Source organism: Acidovorax sp. Root275, from assembly GCF_001428965.1.
Lineage (GTDB): Bacteria > Pseudomonadota > Gammaproteobacteria > Burkholderiales > Burkholderiaceae_C > Acidovorax > Acidovorax radicis.
In genome coordinates, this window is the sequence record NZ_LMJH01000001.1 from 343,452 (window position 1) to 360,659 (window position 17,208).

13 protein-coding genes and 3 tRNA genes are annotated in these 17,208 nt (G+C 65.5%); 7 read left to right on the forward strand and 9 right to left on the reverse strand.

What is annotated here, in order from left to right; translation table 11 throughout:
- Positions 1 to 61: 61 nt before the first annotated feature.
- From lon to ASE52_RS01615, 6 genes are all read left to right on the forward strand, one after another.
- Positions 62 to 2,494: an endopeptidase La gene (gene lon, locus ASE52_RS01595; RefSeq protein WP_010460568.1), complete on the forward strand. Its 2,433-nt coding sequence runs from the start codon at positions 62 to 64 to the stop codon at positions 2,492 to 2,494.
- Between the two features lie 204 nt (positions 2,495 to 2,698).
- Positions 2,699 to 2,772, forward strand: a tRNA-Cys gene (locus ASE52_RS01600).
- Between the two features lie 183 nt (positions 2,773 to 2,955).
- A tRNA-Gly gene (locus tag ASE52_RS25895) sits at positions 2,956 to 3,053 on the forward strand.
- Positions 3,054 to 3,169: 116 nt separating this feature from the next.
- Positions 3,170 to 3,262 (forward strand) — tRNA-Leu (locus ASE52_RS01605).
- Positions 3,263 to 3,275: 13 nt separating this feature from the next.
- A complete protein-coding gene (locus ASE52_RS01610; protein WP_029413648.1) occupies positions 3,276 to 3,914 on the forward strand; it encodes a DUF6806 family protein in 639 nt (212 codons plus the stop codon).
- Positions 3,915 to 4,081: 167 nt separating this feature from the next.
- Positions 4,082 to 4,618: a M48 family metallopeptidase gene (locus ASE52_RS01615; RefSeq protein WP_029413650.1), complete on the forward strand. Its 537-nt coding sequence runs from the start codon at positions 4,082 to 4,084 to the stop codon at positions 4,616 to 4,618.
- Positions 4,619 to 4,690: 72 nt separating this feature from the next.
- Here the strand turns inward: ASE52_RS01615 and murI are convergent, their stop codons facing one another.
- The 4 genes from murI to ASE52_RS01635 form a co-directional block, all read right to left on the reverse strand.
- The gene (murI, locus tag ASE52_RS01620) at positions 4,691 to 5,563 is read right to left on the reverse strand and encodes a glutamate racemase (RefSeq protein WP_057223253.1); all 873 of its coding nucleotides are present in this window, start codon (positions 5,561 to 5,563) and stop codon (positions 4,691 to 4,693) included.
- A 100-nt stretch (positions 5,564 to 5,663) separates the two neighbouring features.
- Positions 5,664 to 7,220: a fumarate hydratase gene (locus tag ASE52_RS01625; RefSeq protein WP_057223258.1), complete on the reverse strand. Its 1,557-nt coding sequence runs from the start codon at positions 7,218 to 7,220 to the stop codon at positions 5,664 to 5,666.
- A gap of 225 nt (positions 7,221 to 7,445) precedes the next feature.
- Positions 7,446 to 7,841: a hypothetical protein gene (locus ASE52_RS01630; RefSeq protein WP_057223268.1), complete on the reverse strand. Its 396-nt coding sequence runs from the start codon at positions 7,839 to 7,841 to the stop codon at positions 7,446 to 7,448.
- A 189-nt stretch (positions 7,842 to 8,030) separates the two neighbouring features.
- Positions 8,031 to 10,193 (reverse strand): bifunctional diguanylate cyclase/phosphodiesterase, encoded by a 2,163-nt coding sequence (locus ASE52_RS01635; protein WP_057223271.1) that lies wholly within the window; start codon positions 10,191 to 10,193, stop codon positions 8,031 to 8,033.
- Positions 10,194 to 10,699: 506 nt separating this feature from the next.
- Here ASE52_RS01635 and fumC point away from each other — a divergent pair.
- Positions 10,700 to 12,085, forward strand: coding sequence for a class II fumarate hydratase (fumC, locus tag ASE52_RS01640; RefSeq protein ID WP_057223273.1), 1,386 nt, complete (start codon positions 10,700 to 10,702; stop codon positions 12,083 to 12,085).
- Between the two features lie 134 nt (positions 12,086 to 12,219).
- Here the strand turns inward: fumC and ASE52_RS01645 are convergent, their stop codons facing one another.
- From ASE52_RS01645 to ASE52_RS01665, 5 genes are all read right to left on the reverse strand, one after another.
- Positions 12,220 to 12,993 carry a Crp/Fnr family transcriptional regulator gene (locus ASE52_RS01645; protein ID WP_057223275.1) on the reverse strand — a complete coding sequence of 258 codons (774 nt, stop codon included), beginning with the start codon at positions 12,991 to 12,993 and terminating at the stop codon, positions 12,220 to 12,222.
- A gap of 157 nt (positions 12,994 to 13,150) precedes the next feature.
- The gene (locus ASE52_RS01650) at positions 13,151 to 14,326 is read right to left on the reverse strand and encodes a DNA topoisomerase IB (protein WP_082606726.1); all 1,176 of its coding nucleotides are present in this window, start codon (positions 14,324 to 14,326) and stop codon (positions 13,151 to 13,153) included.
- Between the two features lie 213 nt (positions 14,327 to 14,539).
- The gene (locus ASE52_RS01655; protein ID WP_010460588.1) at positions 14,540 to 15,238 is read right to left on the reverse strand and encodes a response regulator; all 699 of its coding nucleotides are present in this window, start codon (positions 15,236 to 15,238) and stop codon (positions 14,540 to 14,542) included.
- Positions 15,235 to 16,833 carry an ATP-binding protein gene (locus ASE52_RS01660; RefSeq protein ID WP_057223282.1) on the reverse strand — a complete coding sequence of 533 codons (1,599 nt, stop codon included), beginning with the start codon at positions 16,831 to 16,833 and terminating at the stop codon, positions 15,235 to 15,237. Before ASE52_RS01660 ends, ASE52_RS01655 begins: the two co-directional genes overlap by 4 nt.
- A gap of 20 nt (positions 16,834 to 16,853) precedes the next feature.
- Entirely contained in the window at positions 16,854 to 17,156 is a 303-nt protein-coding gene (locus ASE52_RS01665; RefSeq protein WP_241776895.1) for a hypothetical protein, read from the reverse strand.
- Positions 17,157 to 17,208 lie beyond the last annotated feature (52 nt).

Consider the following 17,208-nt stretch of genomic DNA (forward strand, 5'->3'; position numbering starts at 1 on the left):
GTGCAAGGGTTGAAAATCCCCACATGTGGACCAACTTCCACAGAGCACTTTGAGGATTTCCATGTCCGGACATACACCCCTGCCAGCCACCCCTATAGACCTGCCACTGCTGCCTCTGCGCGATGTGGTGGTGTTTCCCCACATGGTCATCCCGCTTTTTGTGGGCCGCCCCAAGAGCATCAAGGCACTTGAATTGGCCATGGAGGCCGACCGGCGGATCATGCTGGTCGCCCAGAAAGCTGCGGCCAAGGATGAACCCTCTGTGTCGGACATGTTCGATGTCGGCTGCGTTTCCACCATCCTGCAGATGCTCAAACTGCCTGACGGCACCGTCAAGGTGCTGGTAGAAGGCCAGCAGCGTGCCCTGGTGACGTCCATTGAGGACGCAGAAACTCATTTCACTGCCACTGTGACACCGGTCGAGGCTACGCCCGAGGCCAACAAGCCCAGCGAGATCGAAGCGCTGCGTCGCGCGGTGATGCAGCAGTTTGACCAGTACGTCAAGCTCAACAAGAAGATTCCGCCGGAAATTCTGACTTCGATCTCCAGCATCGACGATCCAGGCCGCCTGGCCGACACCATTGCAGCACACCTGCCGCTCAAGCTCGAAAACAAGCAGGTAGTGCTGGACCTCTCCGATGTGAAGGCGCGTCTCGAAAACCTGTTCGAGCAGCTCGACCGGGAGGTAGACATCCTCAACGTCGACAAGAAGATCCGTGGGCGTGTGAAGCGCCAGATGGAGAAGAACCAGCGCGACTTTTACCTGAACGAACAGGTCAAGGCTATTCAGAAGGAGCTGGGCGAGGGCGACGAAGGCGCCGACATTGAGGAGATCGAGAAAAAGATCAAGCTCGCCAAGATGTCTGCCGAGGCGCGCAAGAAAGCTGATGCTGAGCTCAAGAAGCTCAAGCTGATGTCGCCCATGTCGGCCGAGGCCACCGTGGTGCGCAACTACATCGACGTGCTCACTGCGCTGCCCTGGAGCAAGAAGACCAAGATCAAGCACGACCTGGTGAATGCCGAGGGCGTGCTTAACGAAGACCACTTCGGCCTCGACAAGGTCAAGGACCGCATCCTTGAGTACCTTGCGGTGCAGCAGCGCGTGGACAAGGTCAAGGCGCCTATCCTGTGCCTGGTCGGCCCTCCAGGCGTGGGCAAGACCTCGCTGGGGCAGTCGATTGCCAAGGCCACCGGCCGCAAATACGTCCGCATGGCCCTGGGTGGCATGCGCGATGAGGCCGAGATCCGCGGCCACCGCCGCACCTACATTGGCGCACTGCCGGGCAAGGTGTTGCAGAGTCTGTCCAAGGTAGGCACGCGCAACCCGCTGTTCCTGCTCGATGAAATCGACAAGCTCGGTACCGATTTCCGGGGGGACCCGTCAAGTGCGCTGCTGGAGGTGCTGGACCCCGAGCAGAACCACACGTTCGGCGACCACTACGTAGAGGTGGACTTCGACCTGAGCGACGTGATGTTCGTCGCCACGTCGAACTCGATGAACATCCCGCCGGCGCTGCTCGACCGGATGGAGGTGATCCGTCTGTCCGGTTATACCGAGGACGAGAAGACCAGCATCGCCATGAAATACCTGCTGCCCAAGCAGCTCAAAAACAATGGCGTGAAGGACGAGGAACTCGAGATCACCGAGCCCGCCGTGCGCGACATGGTGCGCTACTACACGCGGGAAGCTGGCGTGCGCTCGCTGGAGCGCGAGTTGTCCAAGATCTGCCGCAAGGTGGTCAAGGGCTTGCAGCTCAAGAAGCTCGAGCCCAAGGTCATTGTCACTGCCGACAATCTGCCTGACTTCCTGGGCGTGCGCAAGTACACCTATGGCCGTGCCGAGTTGCAAAACCAGGTGGGGCAGGTGGTGGGCTTGGCTTGGACGGAAGTTGGCGGTGATCTGCTGACCATTGAAGCGGCCATCATGCCCGGCAAGGGGGTGATCACGCGCACTGGTTCGCTGGGTGATGTGATGAAGGAATCCGTGGAGGCTGCTCGCACCGTGGTGCGCAGCCGCTCGCGGATGCTGGGAATCAAGGATGAAACGTTTGAGAAGCGTGACATCCACATCCACGTGCCAGACGGTGCCACGCCCAAGGACGGCCCGAGCGCGGGGGCTGCGATGACCACGGCGTTTGTTTCGGCCCTCACGGGTATTCCCGTGCGTGGTGATGTGGCCATGACGGGGGAAATCACCTTGCGCGGCGAAGTTACAGCCATTGGTGGTCTGAAAGAAAAGCTGCTGGCGGCCCTGCGGGGTGGCATCAAGACGGTGCTGATCCCGGAAGAAAATGTGAAGGACTTGGCAGAGATTCCGGACAACGTGAAGAGTGGTTTGGAGATCGTGCCGGTGCGCTGGATCGACAAGGTGCTGGAAGTTGCCCTGGAAACCAAGCCAGTGCCCCTGACGGACGAGGAAGTGGCGGTGGTGACGACGCCTTCTGCCGACAAGGCCGTTGCGGCCTCGGGTGCCACAGATGGCTTGAAACATTGATGCAAATTTTTTTGGGGAGCCCCAAAAAATGCGCTACAATTCATTCCATCGCAGCAAACGTTGTACAATGTGAGGCTTCGGTAAAATGCGGGAATAGCTCAGTTGGTAGAGCGCAACCTTGCCAAGGTTGAGGTCGAGAGTTCGANATTTCCACAAAAAGGGAAGCATTAGCTTCCCTTTTTTGTCAGAGGAATGTGAATTCCTGGCGCGGTAGCAAAGCGGTTATGCCCCGGATTGCAAATCCGGTTAGTCCGGTTCGACTCCGGACCGCGCCTCCAGATACGGTCCATGCCGTCGATGTTTGAAGATCCTCCAGGATTGGCGCATCGAGGGAGATCGTAAAACGATGGATGGTGATTGGTTGATTTTTTGGTTCGCAATCGAACAGAGCCAAAAAATAGCGATATAATTTGAGGCTTGCTGATTCATGTTGATGGAAACATTGGCGGCAGTCAGAAAATGCGGGAATAGCTCAGTTGGTAGAGCGCAACCTTGCCAAGGTTGAGGTCGAGAGTTCGANTATTTGTAAGGGAAGCTTCGGCTTCCCTTTTTTCTTGGTGGTGCCGGGCAGGCGGTTTGACGAACAGCCGCCCTGTGACCAGAGATACGACAGGGCATTGCGCGCATGCGCTGCCCGGGTTACGCTGCGATGCAGGTGTGCGTTGGGCAGCCGGCGCCCCGATGGTGAAATTGGTAGACACTGCGGACTTAAAATCCGCCGCTTTCCTGAAAAGGGGCGTGCCGGTTCGACCCCGGCTCGGGGCACCACTACGATTCAATCATGTCAAGTTACAACGCTCCCTTCGAAATCCACGTCCACGGACAAGTCCAGTTGCGCGCCGATGCGAGCTTTGACCAACTCCAGGAGGCGCTCAAACCCCTGTGGAAGTACGCCGGAGCCCGCTCGCTGGCCGATGGTGCGACCAGCGCTTATGAAGAAGAGCCAGGCATCAAGTTCGATGCCCAGGAGCACTTGTTGCAGATGTGCTGGACGGTGCGGGGCGATGAAGACTTTCGCCAGTCGCTCGACGAGATGTGCATGAATCTCAACGAGCTGGCCGAACAGGGGGCCGCCATAGAAGTCACGTTCTACGACGCGGACTTTGACGAGGAAGAGGAAGATCAGGGCGCGGAGTCGCGCGACGACTTCGTCATGCTGTTTGTCGGCCCCACGCCCGCGGCCATCATGCAGGTGCAGCGTGATCTGCTGGTGCAGGACGTTGTGAACATGATGGAGCGCCACTTTGATGGTGCCGAACTGGGCGGCGTGGTGGCGGAGATCGACAAGCTGTTCAGCCAGCGCTTTGACGCCCTGGTGAACTCGCTGGAGATCGGCAAACCTCCGCGTGGCCCGGGTGGAGGGGGCTCTGGCAGCGGTCACGGTGGCGGAGGTGGCCGCCGTCCGCGCCACCTGCACTGAGCCTGGCCAGGCACACGGTGTTGCGGGAGTGCTTGTTTTCTGTCCGCGCTCGTGTTGAAAAGCAGGCGGCAGGCTGTGGCAATCAGCCCGGGTTGCATGCATGGGCTCCACGGCACTGCCGCGCAGTTCTGTAGCTCTGTGATTCCCTGCGCGCTGTCCCTTCTCCCATGACCTCCGATCTACCGTATCTGCGTTCCTACCCCGCGTCCTTGCAAGACCAGGCGCGCGATCTGTTGGCGCAAGGGCGGCTGGGAGCCATGTTGCAGCGCAAGTACCCCCAGGCCCATGCGGTGCGCAGCGACAGGGCCCTGTACGACTACGCACAGGAACTCAAGGGGCGCTACCTGCGCAACGCGGGGACGGTCAACAAGGTTCTTTTCGACAACAAGATCCACGTAGTGCGCCACGCCTTGGGGTTGCACACGGCGGTCTCGCGTGTGCAGGGCAACCGGCTGGCGGCCAGGCATGAGATCCGCATTGCGTCGATGTTCAAACAGGCGCCGGACGAGTTCCTGCGCATGATCGTGGTCCACGAGCTGGCCCACCTTCGTGAGAAGGACCACGACAAGGCTTTTTACCAGCTGTGTACCCACATGGAGCCGCAATACCACCAGTATGAGTTCGATCTGCGCCTGTACCTCACCCACATGGAGCATGTGGGGGAGCGGTTGTGGGGTGGAGCTTCAGAAACCGGTTCAGCGTAGAAAGTGAATGCTATTTATTTAATAGCAATGAACGCTTGTTGGTAAAGCGCCAGGCCCCAAAAATATGTTGAATCAGGGTACAGACACTGTTTCACAGCAGTCTGCAGGCAGACCCAGCCAGCGCTCGGCTGCTGCCTGAAGCATGGCCACCGGCCCGGTGGTAAGCAGGCGGGTGCGAGAGACATCCGTGGCAGGGGCACCATCGGGCGTTGCCAGCAGCCCCGCTGTCTCCAGCAATCGTCGCGTCTGCCGGGCCACGGGTTCACCGGTCTCGATGAATTGCACATGGGGGCCTACCAGTGCCCGAAGTTCGTGGGCCACAAAAATATAGTGGGTGCACCCAAGCACCAGCGTATCGATCTGCCCTGGTGCTGTGCCGAAATCGCCCATGGCCTGAAGGTACCGTTCGCACAGGGCACCCGTTTCCGTTGCACCCACCGAGGCGCCGGGCACGGGCGCTGGCCGGGCCACGCTGCGCTCGATAGCGTGCGCCAGGCCGTCACAGGGCTGCACCACGAACTGGGCCTGTTCGGCCAGCGAGCCCAGCAGCTTGCCGAACTTGGCGCTGGTGAGTGTGCCCCGTGTTCCGATCACGCCCACGCGGCCGGTTCGGGTCACCGCCAGCGCAGGCTTGATGGCGGGCTCCAGGCCCACAAGAGGTAGATCAAGGTGGCTGGCGCGCACCTCGTGGATGGCCGCCGCCGTGGCGGTGTTGCAAGCCACCACCAGGGCCTTGATGTGGTGCTGTTCGAGCAGGTACCGCGTGATGGCATGGGTGCGGGCACCCACATAGGCATCGCCCCGTTCGCCGTACGGCGCATGGGCACTGTCGGCCAGGTACACAAAACGCTCATGGGGCAGTGCTGCCCGCAGGGCGCGCAGTACGCTCAGGCCCCCCACGCCGCTGTCAAACACGCCGATGGGGAGTTGCTGTGCTTCGGTCATGGATCCTTGTGAACCGGAGAAGGAACAGAGTCGGGGAGAAAGCCCGGCGGGGGCAGGCGCTATGGCCTGCCCAGCACCGCTCAGGCGGGTTTTGTGTTCATCAGGCTGCGGCGGCGACGCCGATGCCCTTGAACTCGCCCGTGGCGATCTTCTTTTGCCATTCGGCCGGGCCGGTGATGTGGGCGCTGGTGCCGCCGGCGTCCACCGCCACGGTCACGGGCATGTCCACCACGTCGAATTCGTAGATGGCTTCCATGCCCATGTCGGCAAAGCCCACCACCTTGGCGGTCTTGATGGCCTTGCTGACCAGGTAGGCGGCGCCGCCCACGGCCATCAGGTACGAGCTTTGGTGCTTCTTGATGGCTTCGATGGCGACCGGGCCGCGCTCGGCCTTGCCGATCATGGCGATCAGGCCGGTTTCGGCCAGCATCATTTCGGTGAAGCCGTCCATCCGGGTGGCGGTGGTGGGGCCGGCGGGGCCAACGGCCTCATCACGCACCGGGTCCACGGGGCCAACGTAGTAGATGACGCGGTTGGTGAAGTCCACGGGCAGTGGCTCGCCCTTGGCCAGCATGCCCTGGATGCGCTTGTGGGCGGCGTCGCGGCCCGTCAGCATCTTGCCGTTCAGCAGCAGGGTGTCGCCGGGTTTCCAGCTGGCGACTTCGGCCTTGGTCAAGGTGTTCAGGTCCACCTTTTTGCTGGTTTTGTAGTCGGGCGTCCAGTTCACGTTGGGCCACAGGTCCAGCGACGGCGGGTCGAGGTAGACCGGGCCGCTGCCGTCCATCACAAAGTGGGCGTGGCGGGTAGCGGCGCAGTTGGGGATCATGGCCACGGGCTTGCTGGCGGCGTGGGTGGGGTACATCTTGATCTTCACGTCCAGCACGGTGGTCAGGCCGCCCAGGCCTTGCGCGCCAATGCCCAGGGCGTTGACCTTTTCCATCAGCTCGATGCGCAGGGCCTCGACCTTGGTCAGCTCGGCGCCAGAAGCCTTTTTGGCCTGCAGCTCGTACATGTCCAGGTCGTCCATCAGGCTTTCCTTGGCCATCAGCACGGCTTTTTCAGCGGTGCCGCCGATGCCGATGCCCAGCATGCCAGGTGGGCACCAGCCAGCGCCCATGGTGGGCACGGTCTTCAGCACCCAGTCGACGATGCTGTCACCGGGGTTGAGCATGACCATCTTGCTCTTGTTTTCGCTACCGCCGCCTTTGGCTGCGACCGTCACTTCCACGGTGTTGCCGGGCACGATCTCGGTGAAGATCACGGCCGGGGTGTTGTCCTTGGTGTTCTTGCGGTCGAAGTGTGGGTCGGCCACCACGCTGGCGCGCAGGGTGTTGTCGGGGTGGTTGTAGCCACGGCGCACGCCTTCGTTGATGGCGTCGTCCAGGCTGCCCGTGAAGCCCTCCCAGCGCACGTCCATGCCCACTTTCAGGAACACGTTGACGATGCCGGTGTCCTGGCAGATGGGGCGCTGGCCGGTGGCGCTCATCTTGCTGTTGGTCAGGATCTGGGCGATCGCGTCCTTGGCCGCCGGGCTTTGCTCGCGCTCATAGGCGCGGGCCAGGTGGGCGATGTAGTCGGTGGGGTGGTAGTAGCTGATGTACTGCAGCGCGGCGGCTACGGATTCGATGAGATCGTCCTGGCGGATGGAGGTGGTCATGGCGTGTCGTGGGGAGTCTTATGGAGAACGCAAGCACGTTCCTGTTCTGCCCGCCGCACGCACTCCTGGCTGGCCACTGCCGGTCTTCCAGAAGCACTGCCGATGGCAGGCGGACCGTATTTTGACAGACCCCCGCCAGCGGAGCTCCGCGCGCGCAATGGCACACCCCGCCGTTGCGCCACTTGCCGCTTGACGCGGGAACCCCGTCCCGATGGTTCCGGGGTGCTATTCGCTCTCTTCGTCTTCGTCCGTTGCTTCGCTTTCCGGCAGGTCGTCTGCAGTCAGCGGAGCGGCATGGCCATGCGTGCCATGCTGCATGTCGGGGGCTTCCGGCAGGCCGTTGTCTTCCATGTCCATGCCGGGTTCTTCACTTTCCTCCGACATGTCTTCCACGTGGTCGGGCAGGATGTCCCGCGCCAGGGGCTGGGGGGCGGGCTCCACGCTGCTGCGCTCGCCCGTGCCAAAGCGGTCGGTGTCGCTGTCGGTCTCGGAACCGTAGGCGCCCGCACTGTCGCTGCCGGAGTCGGAGGCGTCGCTGGGCCCCAGGCTGTCAATGCCGGTCGCACTGTGGGCCGGGGGAAGGTGGTCGGCGTCAATGCCGAGAAGGCTGCTGGTGGCCATGAGGGTCTCCAGGTTTGTTGGGGGGACGTGCGCCAGTCCTGGGGGCCGGCGCGGCAGTGGCAGCGTTGCCGCTGAAGTGCCATGGTGCGCCGACCGTGGGCTGCACGGCGTCAGGCGACGCTGACACGGGTGTCGTCCTTTTCCGACGACGTGCCATGGCCGGGGCTTTCAGGCGCGCAGCAGGCGGCCTTACAGCTCTGGCAACGACCCGATGACGGACGGCGTGAAGTCTGCACTGCCGACCGGTTTTTCACCTTGTGACCATGCCAGCAGCGTGTCTGCCGGCATGGGATGGGCATAGAAGAAGCCCTGCAATTCATCACAGCCCATGCCCAGCAGAATATCGCGCTGGCCGCTGGTCTCCACCCCCTCGGCCACCACCCGCAGCCCCAGGGCATGCGCCAGGCTCACCACCGCGGCCACCACGGCGCGGGCGTCTTCGCTGCTTTCCAGATCGTTCACGAAGCTGCGGTCGATCTTGAGCTGCTGCGCCGGCAGCTGGCGCAGGTAGTTCAGGCTGGAATACCCGGTGCCGAAGTCGTCGATGGACAGGAACACGCCGATGCGTGCCAGCCCCTCGAAGGTGCGCTGCGTGGCCTTGATGTCCTCCATGGCCACCGATTCGGTGATCTCGCACAGCAGTTGCGAGGCATCGAGCCCGTGGCGCAGCAGCGCCTGCTCGATGCGCTCGGCCAGCCCGGCCTCGCGCAGCTGGTGCACCGACAGGTTGATGGCCACGCGCATGCGCATGCCGCTGCGGGCCCACTCGGCGGTCTGGCGGCAGGCTTCATTGATGACCCAGTTGCCCAGCCGTCCGATGAGGCCGAAGCGCTCGGCCAGCGCGATGAAGACCACGGGGCTCACCATGCCATGTTGGGGGTGCTTCCAGCGCAGCAGCGCTTCCACCCCGCTGATCTGGCCGCGCGTTCCGTCGATCTTGGGTTGGTAGTGCAGGGCCAGCTGGCCCCGGTCAATGGCTTGGCGCAGGTCGTTCTGCAACTCCAGCTGCTCTGAGGCGTCCGAGCCCATGTGGGGTTCAAACAGCGCATAGCAGCCGCCGCCCGCGCGCTTGGCGGCATACATGGCGGCATCGGCGTTGGCCACCAGCTTGCCGCGCTCCCCGTGGTCGGGGTGCACGACGATTCCGATGGAGCAGGCGATCTGCACCTGTTTGCCCGCCACTTCGAAAGGCTCCGAGAGCGATGCCAGCACCCGGTTGGCCACCATCACGCTCGCGGCCACGTCGGTCACGTCTTCCAGCAGGATCAGAAACTCGTCTCCGCCGACGCGGGCCACGGTGTCCCCCTCGCGCGCCTCGCGGCGCAGGCGGTCGGCTGCGCCGCGCAGGATCACGTCGCCCGCGGCATGGCCAAAGGAGTCGTTGATGGGCTTGAAGCCATCCAGGTCCACAAACAGCACGGCCAGGCGGTCTTCCACGCGGTGGTGGTTGGTCCGGTCCAGGCGCAGCAGCGCGTGGATGAGCCGGTCTTCGAACAGCAGCCGGTTGGGCAGGCCGGTCAGCGCGTCGGCGAACGCGCGTTTTTGCAGCTCGTCGTTGGCGGCCTGCAGGCGGGTGTTGCTGTCCTGCAGCGACTTCGTCAGGCGCTCGGCCGTGGCCTGCAGCCGCGCGTCCAGAATGGACGTGAACAGTGTGCTCACCAGCAGCATGCCCGTGGCCATGAGCACCATGGCTGTGAGGCCCGGGCCGCCGAGCTCGCCCGCGCTCAGGCACACGGAGCCCATGGCAAAGCTGGCCGCCGCCATGCCGGTGTAGTGCATGCCGCAGATGGCCACCGCCATCACGAACGATGCGGCCAGCTGGTAGGGCAGGCGCTGGCTGGGCCGCACCCGGCGCAGCAGCTTGAAGATCAGCAGGGCCGTGGCCGATGCCAGCACCGCGATCAGCACCGACAGCGCCACCAGCGGCAGGTTCCAGACGATGCCGGGCGCCATCTCCATGGCGGCCATGCCGATGTAGTGCATGCCGCTGATGCCGGCACCCATCACCAGCGCACCCATGGCCAGTTGGGCCCGGCCAAAGGTTTCCTGGCTGGCCAGCTGCAGGGCCATGGCAGATGCGGTCACCGCTGCCAGCCACGACAGCAGCGTGGGGCCGCCGGCAAAGCCGATCTCGATGGGCAGCCGGAAGGCCTGCATGCCCAAAAAGTGCATGGCCCAGATGCCCGTGCCCATGACGATGGAGCCTGCGGCCCACCAGGCCAGCCCGACGCGGCGCTGCGCCGTGCGCACGCGGCGCGCCAGGTCCAGTGTCACGTATGACGCCAGCATGGCGATCGCAAAGGAGGCCGCCACCACGAACAGGTTGTAGCTGGAGGGCATGAACGTGTTCATGGTGCAAAGAATGCTGGGGTTGGATGGGCAGGGTGCATCGGGCGCGCGGCGCCGTCAAGAGGCCCAGGGCAGATAGGCCGCGGCAGCGCAATGGATGAATGAAGCAGGCACGGGGCGGAAAGGGCATGGCCGCGCGCGTCGGAGTGTATCCACCGGTGCGAAGGCGTGCCGGCGCGGGGGTTTTGCCTGCAGCGGGCGGATTGGTATCCATCGCCATGCCCCCGCAGATGCCCCCTCCGGCAGTGTTGGCGGCGAGGCTTGTTGCTCTTTGCTGCGGGGCTTGCCGCACACTGGCCGGGCGCAACCCGCTCAGGCTGCGCAACTCCATAAATGAGAATGGTTCGTTTTTGCATTATGCTGCCAGGCGCGACGATGTTCCCGGTTGCACCTGTTTTGGGGCCAGACGCAGGCAGCCCCTGCAGCCCCGCGGCGGCTCCAGGCCGGGCCGTGCGTTTGCCCGCCCTTTCTCACTTTTCCTGCTTTTTCAACTTGGAGAACCGCTGCCCATGACCTCCCGTACCGAACGCGACACTTTTGGCCCCATCGAGGTGCCGGCCGACAAGCTCTGGGGCGCGCAGACGCAGCGCTCGCTGCAGAACTTCGACATCTCGGGCGAGCAGCAACCGCGCGAGATCATCAAGGCGCTGGCCCAGGTCAAGCGCGCGTCGGCCGTGGTCAACCAGGCGCTGGGCCTGCAGGATGCCAAGAAGACCGATGCCATCGTGGCTGCGGCCGATGAAGTCATCGCTGGCAAGCATGCCGGCGAGTTCCCGCTGGTGGTGTGGCAGACGGGCTCGGGCACGCAGACCAACATGAACGTCAACGAAGTGCTGGCCAACCGCGCCAGCGAGATTCTGGGCGGCGAGCGTGGCGAAGGCCGCCTGGTGCACCCCAACGACGACGTGAACCGTAGCCAGTCGAGCAACGACGTGTTCCCCACCGCCATGCACGTGGCCGCCGTGGAGGCGCTCACGCACAAGCTGCTGCCTGCCATCGCCAAGCTGCGCGCCACGCTGGCGAAGAAGGCGCAGGACTTCGACGGCATCGTCAAGATCGGCCGCACCCATCTGCAGGATGCCACCCCGCTCACGCTGGGCCAGGAGTTCTCGGGCTATGTGGCGCAACTGGACCATGGCGAGCGCCATGTGCGCGCCGCGCTGCCCCATTTGTACGAGCTGGCCTTGGGTGGCACGGCGGTGGGCACGGGCCTGAACGCGCCCAAGGGCTATGCCGAGCAGGCCGCCGCCGAGCTGGCGCGCCTCACGGGCCTGCCCTTCGTCACCGCGCCGAACAAGTTCGAGGCGCTGGCCTCGGTGGATGGCCTGGTGCACGCCCACGGCACCCTGAAGACCCTGGCCGCCAGCATGATGAAGATCGCCAACGACGTGCGCTGGCTGGCCAGCGGCCCGCGCAGCGGCATCGGCGAGCTGAGCATCCCCGAGAACGAACCCGGCTCTTCCATCATGCCCGGCAAGGTCAACCCCACGCAGAGCGAAGCGGTGACCATGCTGGCCGCGCAGGTGTTCGGCAACGACGTGGCCATCAACTTCGGCGGCGCCTCGGGCAACTTCGAGCTCAATGTCTTCCGCCCCATGGTGGCCCACAACTTCCTGCAGAGCGTGCGCCTGTTGGCCGACGGCATGGTCAGCTTCAACGACCAGTGCGCCGTGGGCATCGAGCCCAACCGCGAGCGCATCACCGAGCTGGTGGACCGCTCGCTCATGCTGGTCACCGCGCTCAACACCCACATCGGCTACGACAAGGCCGCTTTCATTGCCAAAAAGGCGCACAAGGAAGGCACCAGCCTGCGCGAGGCGGCCGTGGCCTCGGGCCACGTCACGGGCGAGCAGTTCGACCAGTGGGTGGTGCCGGGCAACATGGTGGGGCGCTGAGCGCCTGGCAAGGCGCCATTCGCCAAAAAATTCAAGCCAAAATGGCCTCCAGCGCTTTATCCATAAGCGCTAAATGCTACTATTTTTGTAGCAAACGCTGACTCAAGGGATTGCAACGCTCCCGCGCCGCCGGTCTACCCCTGCTGCGCCAGCGCCTCCAGCTGTTCCTGCTGGTGCACCACGATGCCGCGCTGGTGGATGCCGATAATGCCCTCGCGCTCCATCCACTTGAGTTCCACATTGATGCGCTGGCGTGAGCCGCCCAGCAGTTGCGCCAGCTCGTCCTGCACCAGCGCCAGCCCGATGGCGCCACGCTGGCCGGGCACGGCGGCGCGCTCGCCGAAGCGGCGCAGCACGTGCAGCAGCTGCTTGGCCAGTCGTGCGCGCAAGGGCAGGGTGGCCATGTCTTCCATCATCCAGTACAGGTAGCGCATGCGGCGCGCCTGCAGCGTGAGCAGTGCCTCGCCGAACTCGGGGTGTTCGCGCAGCAGCTGGCGGAACACGCCCTCGGCCACGCTCAGCACCGTGGTGGGGCCGTGGGCGTGCGCGTCGTAGGTGTTGGGGCCGCGGTGCAGCACCTCGGCCTCGCCCACCCAGATGCCGGGCTCCACGTAGGCCAGCGTCACCTGCTTGCCCGACGGTGTGGTGCGCCGAAACCGGATGGCACCGCTGGCACAGGCAAACCAGTCCTGCGCCAGATCCCCCTGCTCGACGATCATCTGGCCATGCATATAGCGCGTGATGCGGCCCAGCCGGAAGATGTCATGCCGCAGCGACGGCGTGAGCGCGGCGAACCAGCGGCCCCGGTTGATGGCCTCGCGCTCGGGCAGGCTGAGGAAGGGGCGTTGCAGGTGGTGGTCGGCCAGGGAATGGGTGGACTCTGGCAAGGCAATGGTGGCGGTGGGCATGGCGGCAGGCTGGAGTTGGGCGGGGCCGGCCTGTGCGCAGGGCCGGGCGGAAAGACGGTGAAAAGGCGCAGCATGCCAGTTTAGCGATACAGCCCGCACCGCGATGGTCCTGCACGGCACTTGCGCGACACCCCATCGCCGGGTGCCGCAGCCCTGCCTACGCTTTGGCGCTGGGGTGCGCCTTGTGCTGCCTTTGCGGCTTGCGCAGAAACGCCAGCAGCCGGCGCTCCGCCGCACTCAGGCCCCGTGGCGATGTGGTGCCGCCGATGTGATTCCACACCGCCTGCATGCCCGGCCCCGCGTCGGATGCCAGCCGCGAGCCCAGATCCAGCACGGCCGGGTGCACATACGACTTCCTGCACACGGCCGGCGTGTTGCCCAGCTGGCGCGCCACCTCGGCCAGGATGGCCTTGGCGCTGTAGCGCACGTTTTTGTCGGCCGCGCCGGAGGCGTCGGTCTGGGTGCAGGCCAGGCGTGTCAGCTCCAGCGCCTGCGTGGTGCCGTGCCAGGTGCGGAAGTCCTTGGCGGTGAAGTGATCGCCTTCGGTGCTGCTCACGCCCTGTGTGATCTCGCGCAGGTAGTCATTCACGTCGCCCGAGCCCACGGTGCGAGGGGTGCCGTCCTCATCTTCATACTGGAAGAGCTCCTGCCCCGGCAGCTGCTGGCAGTGCCGCACCACGCGGGCCACGCGGGGGTCGCTCAGCTCGGCCTCCTGCTGCACACCGCTCTTGCCGCGAAAGCGCAGCGTCAGCTGGCTGCCCTTGACCTGCACATGCCGCGTGCGCAGCGTGGTCAGGCCGTACGACTTGTTGGTAGCGGCGTACTCCTCGTTGCCCACGCGCAGGAAGGTGGTGTCCAGCAACCGGACCAGGGTGGCCAGCACCAGGGTGCGTGTCAGGGGCTGGCCGCTGCGGTGTGCCGCCAGGTCGCGCGCCACGCGGGTGCGGATGCGTGGCAGCGCGCGGCCAAAGGCCTGCATGTGCTCGAACTTGCCCTCGTCGCGCTGCTCGCGCCACTGCGGGTGGTAGCGGTACTGGCGCCGCCCGCGTGCGTCCAGTCCAGTGGCCTGCAGGTGGCCGTTGGGCAGCGGGCAGATCCAGACGTCGGTGTAGGCGGGCGGGATGGCCAGGCGCTGGATGCGGGTGATCTCGTCTGGGTCTTGGAGCCACTGGCCATCGGGCTGGCGGTAGCGAAACGCCTTAGCGCCGTTGCGCACGCGGGTGAGGCCGGGCATGGCGGGTGTGACGTACACCAGCCCACCGGGCAGCTTCTGTGGGCGCGTTGGGGGCCGGGCTGGCGCAGGCGCGCGGGGCGTTGGGGAGAGAGTGGGCATCGGGGCGAACAGGTGGTAAGGGCCAGTGCGTGGCCCCGATCACACCTGTGCCCGGGCGGTGGTAGTGTAGGTGCGCTCCGTGCGCAGGGGTGAGACAGGGACCGAATCGGTAGCCTGTTGTGCCACCATTGTGGGTAAAAAATGGATCCTGCGCTTATTGGATAAGCGCAAGTAGCTGCAAAAAATGTAGCAACCTGCTTGATCGGACCACGCTCAATCGGCCGCAGTCGGGTCCAGGGCAAAACCCACGCCGTACACCGAACGAATCCAGTCGCTGCCGTCCGCGCTGGCGGCCTTGAGCTTCTTGCGCAGGTTCTTGATGTGGCTGTCGATGGCGCGCTCGTTCACGTCCAGCGTGTCGTCGTACGCTTGGTCCAGCAGCTGCGCGCGCGAGAAGATGCGCCCGCGCTGGCGGGCCAGCACCTGCAGCAGCCGGAACTCGCGCCGCGTGAGGCCCAGTGGCGTGCCGTGCAACGTGGCCTGCCAGTGCGATTCGTCCAGCATCAGCGCCGCCACCGTGGTGGTGGCTGCCGGGGGCTCTTGCGCAGCGGCGGTTCGGCGCAGCACGGCCTTGGCGCGCGCCACCACTTCGCGCGGCGAAAAAGGCTTGCAGATGTAGTCGTCCGCGCCCAGCTCCAGGCCGATGAGCCGGTCCACTTCTTCGACGCGTGCGGTCAGCATGATGATGGGGTGCTGTGTGTGGCGGCGTGCCTGGCGCAGCACCTCCAGGCCATCCATGCCGGGCAGCATGATGTCCAGCAGCGTGAGGTCGGGCGGCGCGGCCAGCATGCTGGCGAGCGCCGCGCGGCCATCGGCCTGGTGTTCAACGGTATAGCCCGCGTGGCGCAGGTAGTCGACCACGATGGCGGCGATGTCGGGTTCGTCTTCGACGACGAGGATGCGGTGGCTCATGAGGGGTTGTCCAGCAGTGGCAGTTGCAGCGTGATGCGCAGACCGCCCAGGGGGGAGGTGTCGGCCACCAGCGTGCCGCCGTGCGCGAGCACGATGGCGCGGCAGATCGCCAGGCCCAGGCCGGAACCGCCATGGTCGCGGTTGCGCGAGGTTTCGGCGCGGTACAGGCGGTCAAAGATGCGTGGCAGCTCGTGCGCGGGCACGCCGGGCGCGCTGTCGTCCAGCTCCACCTGCAGTTGGGCGGCTCCATCGGCCGGTGGCAACAGGCGTGCCGAGAGGCGCAGCAGGCCGCCCGCATCGGTGTAGCGCAGGCTGTTTTCCAGCAGGTTCAAGAACACCTGGTGCAGTTGCTGCGCGTCGCCGCGCACCAATGGGGCGGGTATTGGGGCGGGCGTTGACACGGACGACTGCGCGGCCAGGGCGTCCAGGCCCGTGGTATCTACATCGATGGCGGCCTGCGCCAGGCGCGGGCGCATCGACGTCAGTGCTTCGGTCAGCAGCGACAGCGGGTGCACGGGCACCTGGGCCGATGGCGCGCTGGTGCCAGCGGCGTCCAGGCTGGCACGCAGGTCGCCCACCAGTTGGATCAGGCGCATCACCTGTCGGTGCAGGCGCAGCGCGGTCTTGTCGTCAAAGGGGCGCACGCCGTCCTGCACGGCTTCGATCTCGGCGCGCATGGCGGCCAGGGGGGTGCGCAGCTCGTGGGCCACGTCGCCCAGCCACTGGCGGCGCGAGGACTCGATGCTGCTCAGTTGTTCGGCCATGGTGTTGAAGGTGCGGGCCAGCTGGGCCAGTTCATCGTTGCCGTGCACAGGCACCCGGGTGTGCAGGTGGCCCTGCGCAATGCCGCGTGCGCCGGTGGCCAGGGCTTCGACCGGCGCCAGCCAGCGCCGTGCCAGCCAGCCCGACAGCAGCAGTGCCAGCGCCAGGCCGGCCAGGCCTGTCCACGCCACGAAGCCCAGGTGTTGCGCCAGAAAGGCCTGGTCGGCATCGCTGCGCACGCCCTGCGGGGGGGCCAGCACCAGCTGGCCGATGGTCTGGCCATCGGCACCGGTCAGGGCTAGGCGCGCGCTGCCGGGCTGGGGCGTGGCACCTGCCACCAGGTTTTGCTGTGCATCCACCAGGCCCAGGCGGGGGAACAGGTCATCGGGGTGGCGTTGTGGGCCACCCGCGCTGCGCTCGCCCGGGGGCGGGCCGCCGTCGGGGGGCGGTGGCGGGGGCTGCTGCATGCTGCGGTCCACTGCCGGGTTGCCGTTCGCCAGTTCGGGGGGCATGCCGGGCGGACCGCTCCGGTCGGTGGGCGGGGGGCCTTCAGCGCTCTGGGCGCCTGAGCGGCGCAGGCTTGCCCCTGGGTGGCTGAGCTGGCCCCAGAGGCGGGGCTGGTTGCGCAGGGTGTCCCAGCCGCCCGTCTGCGTGTGGTGGGCCTGCAGGCGCTCGGCCAGCCAGCCCATGCGGGCCAGTTCGATCTCTGCCACATACGGCCCCAGGCCCCGCTGCAGACCCAGGCGCGAAAAGCCCGCAAAAATCAGCAGCAAGGCCACCAGCAGGGCGGCCAGGGCGATGAAGGCTTTGCGGTGCAGGGTCAGGTGGGGCATCGATGGGGGCGCAGGTGTCGTCAGCGGGCGGGGGGCGGGCCGCCTGCTCCGCCGGGGCCGCCAGGCCCGCCTGCGGGCATGGCCACCAGGGTGCCGCCCATTGTGCGGCATGTGCCTGCGAGCGATTTGCCATCGGGCATGGTCAACGTCACGCTGGCGCCTTCGGTCTTGCCCTTGCAGGCGGCATAGGCCTCGGGCGGCGGCGCGGGTGGGTCCTGCCGTCCTTGGGATTGCGCCAGCACGGGGGTGGCGGATATTGCAGCCAGCATGGTCGTGAGCGCCACGCGGGCCAGCCAGCAGGGACGAAGAGAGTGCATAGGCATGGTGTTTTTTCTTTCAGTGTTGTGGAGAAAGGAGTTCAGCGAGTCAGCGCCA

Bases quoted from the DNA above. Each gene is read 5' to 3' on its own strand.
- ASE52_RS01650 (WP_082606726.1), bottom strand. From the start codon at position 14,326: ATGCCCACTCTCTCCCCAACGCCCCGCGCGCCTGCGCCAGCCCGGCCC.
- ASE52_RS01615 (WP_029413650.1), top strand. From the start codon at position 4,082: ATGACCTCCGATCTACCGTATCTGCGTTCCTACCCCGCGTCCTTGCAA.
- ASE52_RS01645 (WP_057223275.1), bottom strand. From the start codon at position 12,993: ATGCCCACCGCCACCATTGCCTTGCCAGAGTCCACCCATTCCCTGGCC.
- ASE52_RS01625 (WP_057223258.1), bottom strand. From the start codon at position 7,220: ATGACCACCTCCATCCGCCAGGACGATCTCATCGAATCCGTAGCCGCC.
- ASE52_RS01635 (WP_057223271.1), bottom strand. From the start codon at position 10,193: ATGAACACGTTCATGCCCTCCAGCTACAACCTGTTCGTGGTGGCGGCC.
- ASE52_RS01665 (WP_241776895.1), bottom strand. From the start codon at position 17,156: ATGCCTATGCACTCTCTTCGTCCCTGCTGGCTGGCCCGCGTGGCGCTC.
- ASE52_RS01610 (WP_029413648.1), top strand. From the start codon at position 3,276: ATGTCAAGTTACAACGCTCCCTTCGAAATCCACGTCCACGGACAAGTC.
- ASE52_RS01660 (WP_057223282.1), bottom strand. From the start codon at position 16,833: ATGCCCCACCTGACCCTGCACCGCAAAGCCTTCATCGCCCTGGCCGCC.
- ASE52_RS01655 (WP_010460588.1), bottom strand. From the start codon at position 15,238: ATGAGCCACCGCATCCTCGTCGTCGAAGACGAACCCGACATCGCCGCC.
- lon (WP_010460568.1), top strand. From the start codon at position 62: ATGTCCGGACATACACCCCTGCCAGCCACCCCTATAGACCTGCCACTG.
- ASE52_RS01630 (WP_057223268.1), bottom strand. From the start codon at position 7,841: ATGGCCACCAGCAGCCTTCTCGGCATTGACGCCGACCACCTTCCCCCG.
- murI (WP_057223253.1), bottom strand. From the start codon at position 5,563: ATGACCGAAGCACAGCAACTCCCCATCGGCGTGTTTGACAGCGGCGTG.
- fumC (WP_057223273.1), top strand. From the start codon at position 10,700: ATGACCTCCCGTACCGAACGCGACACTTTTGGCCCCATCGAGGTGCCG.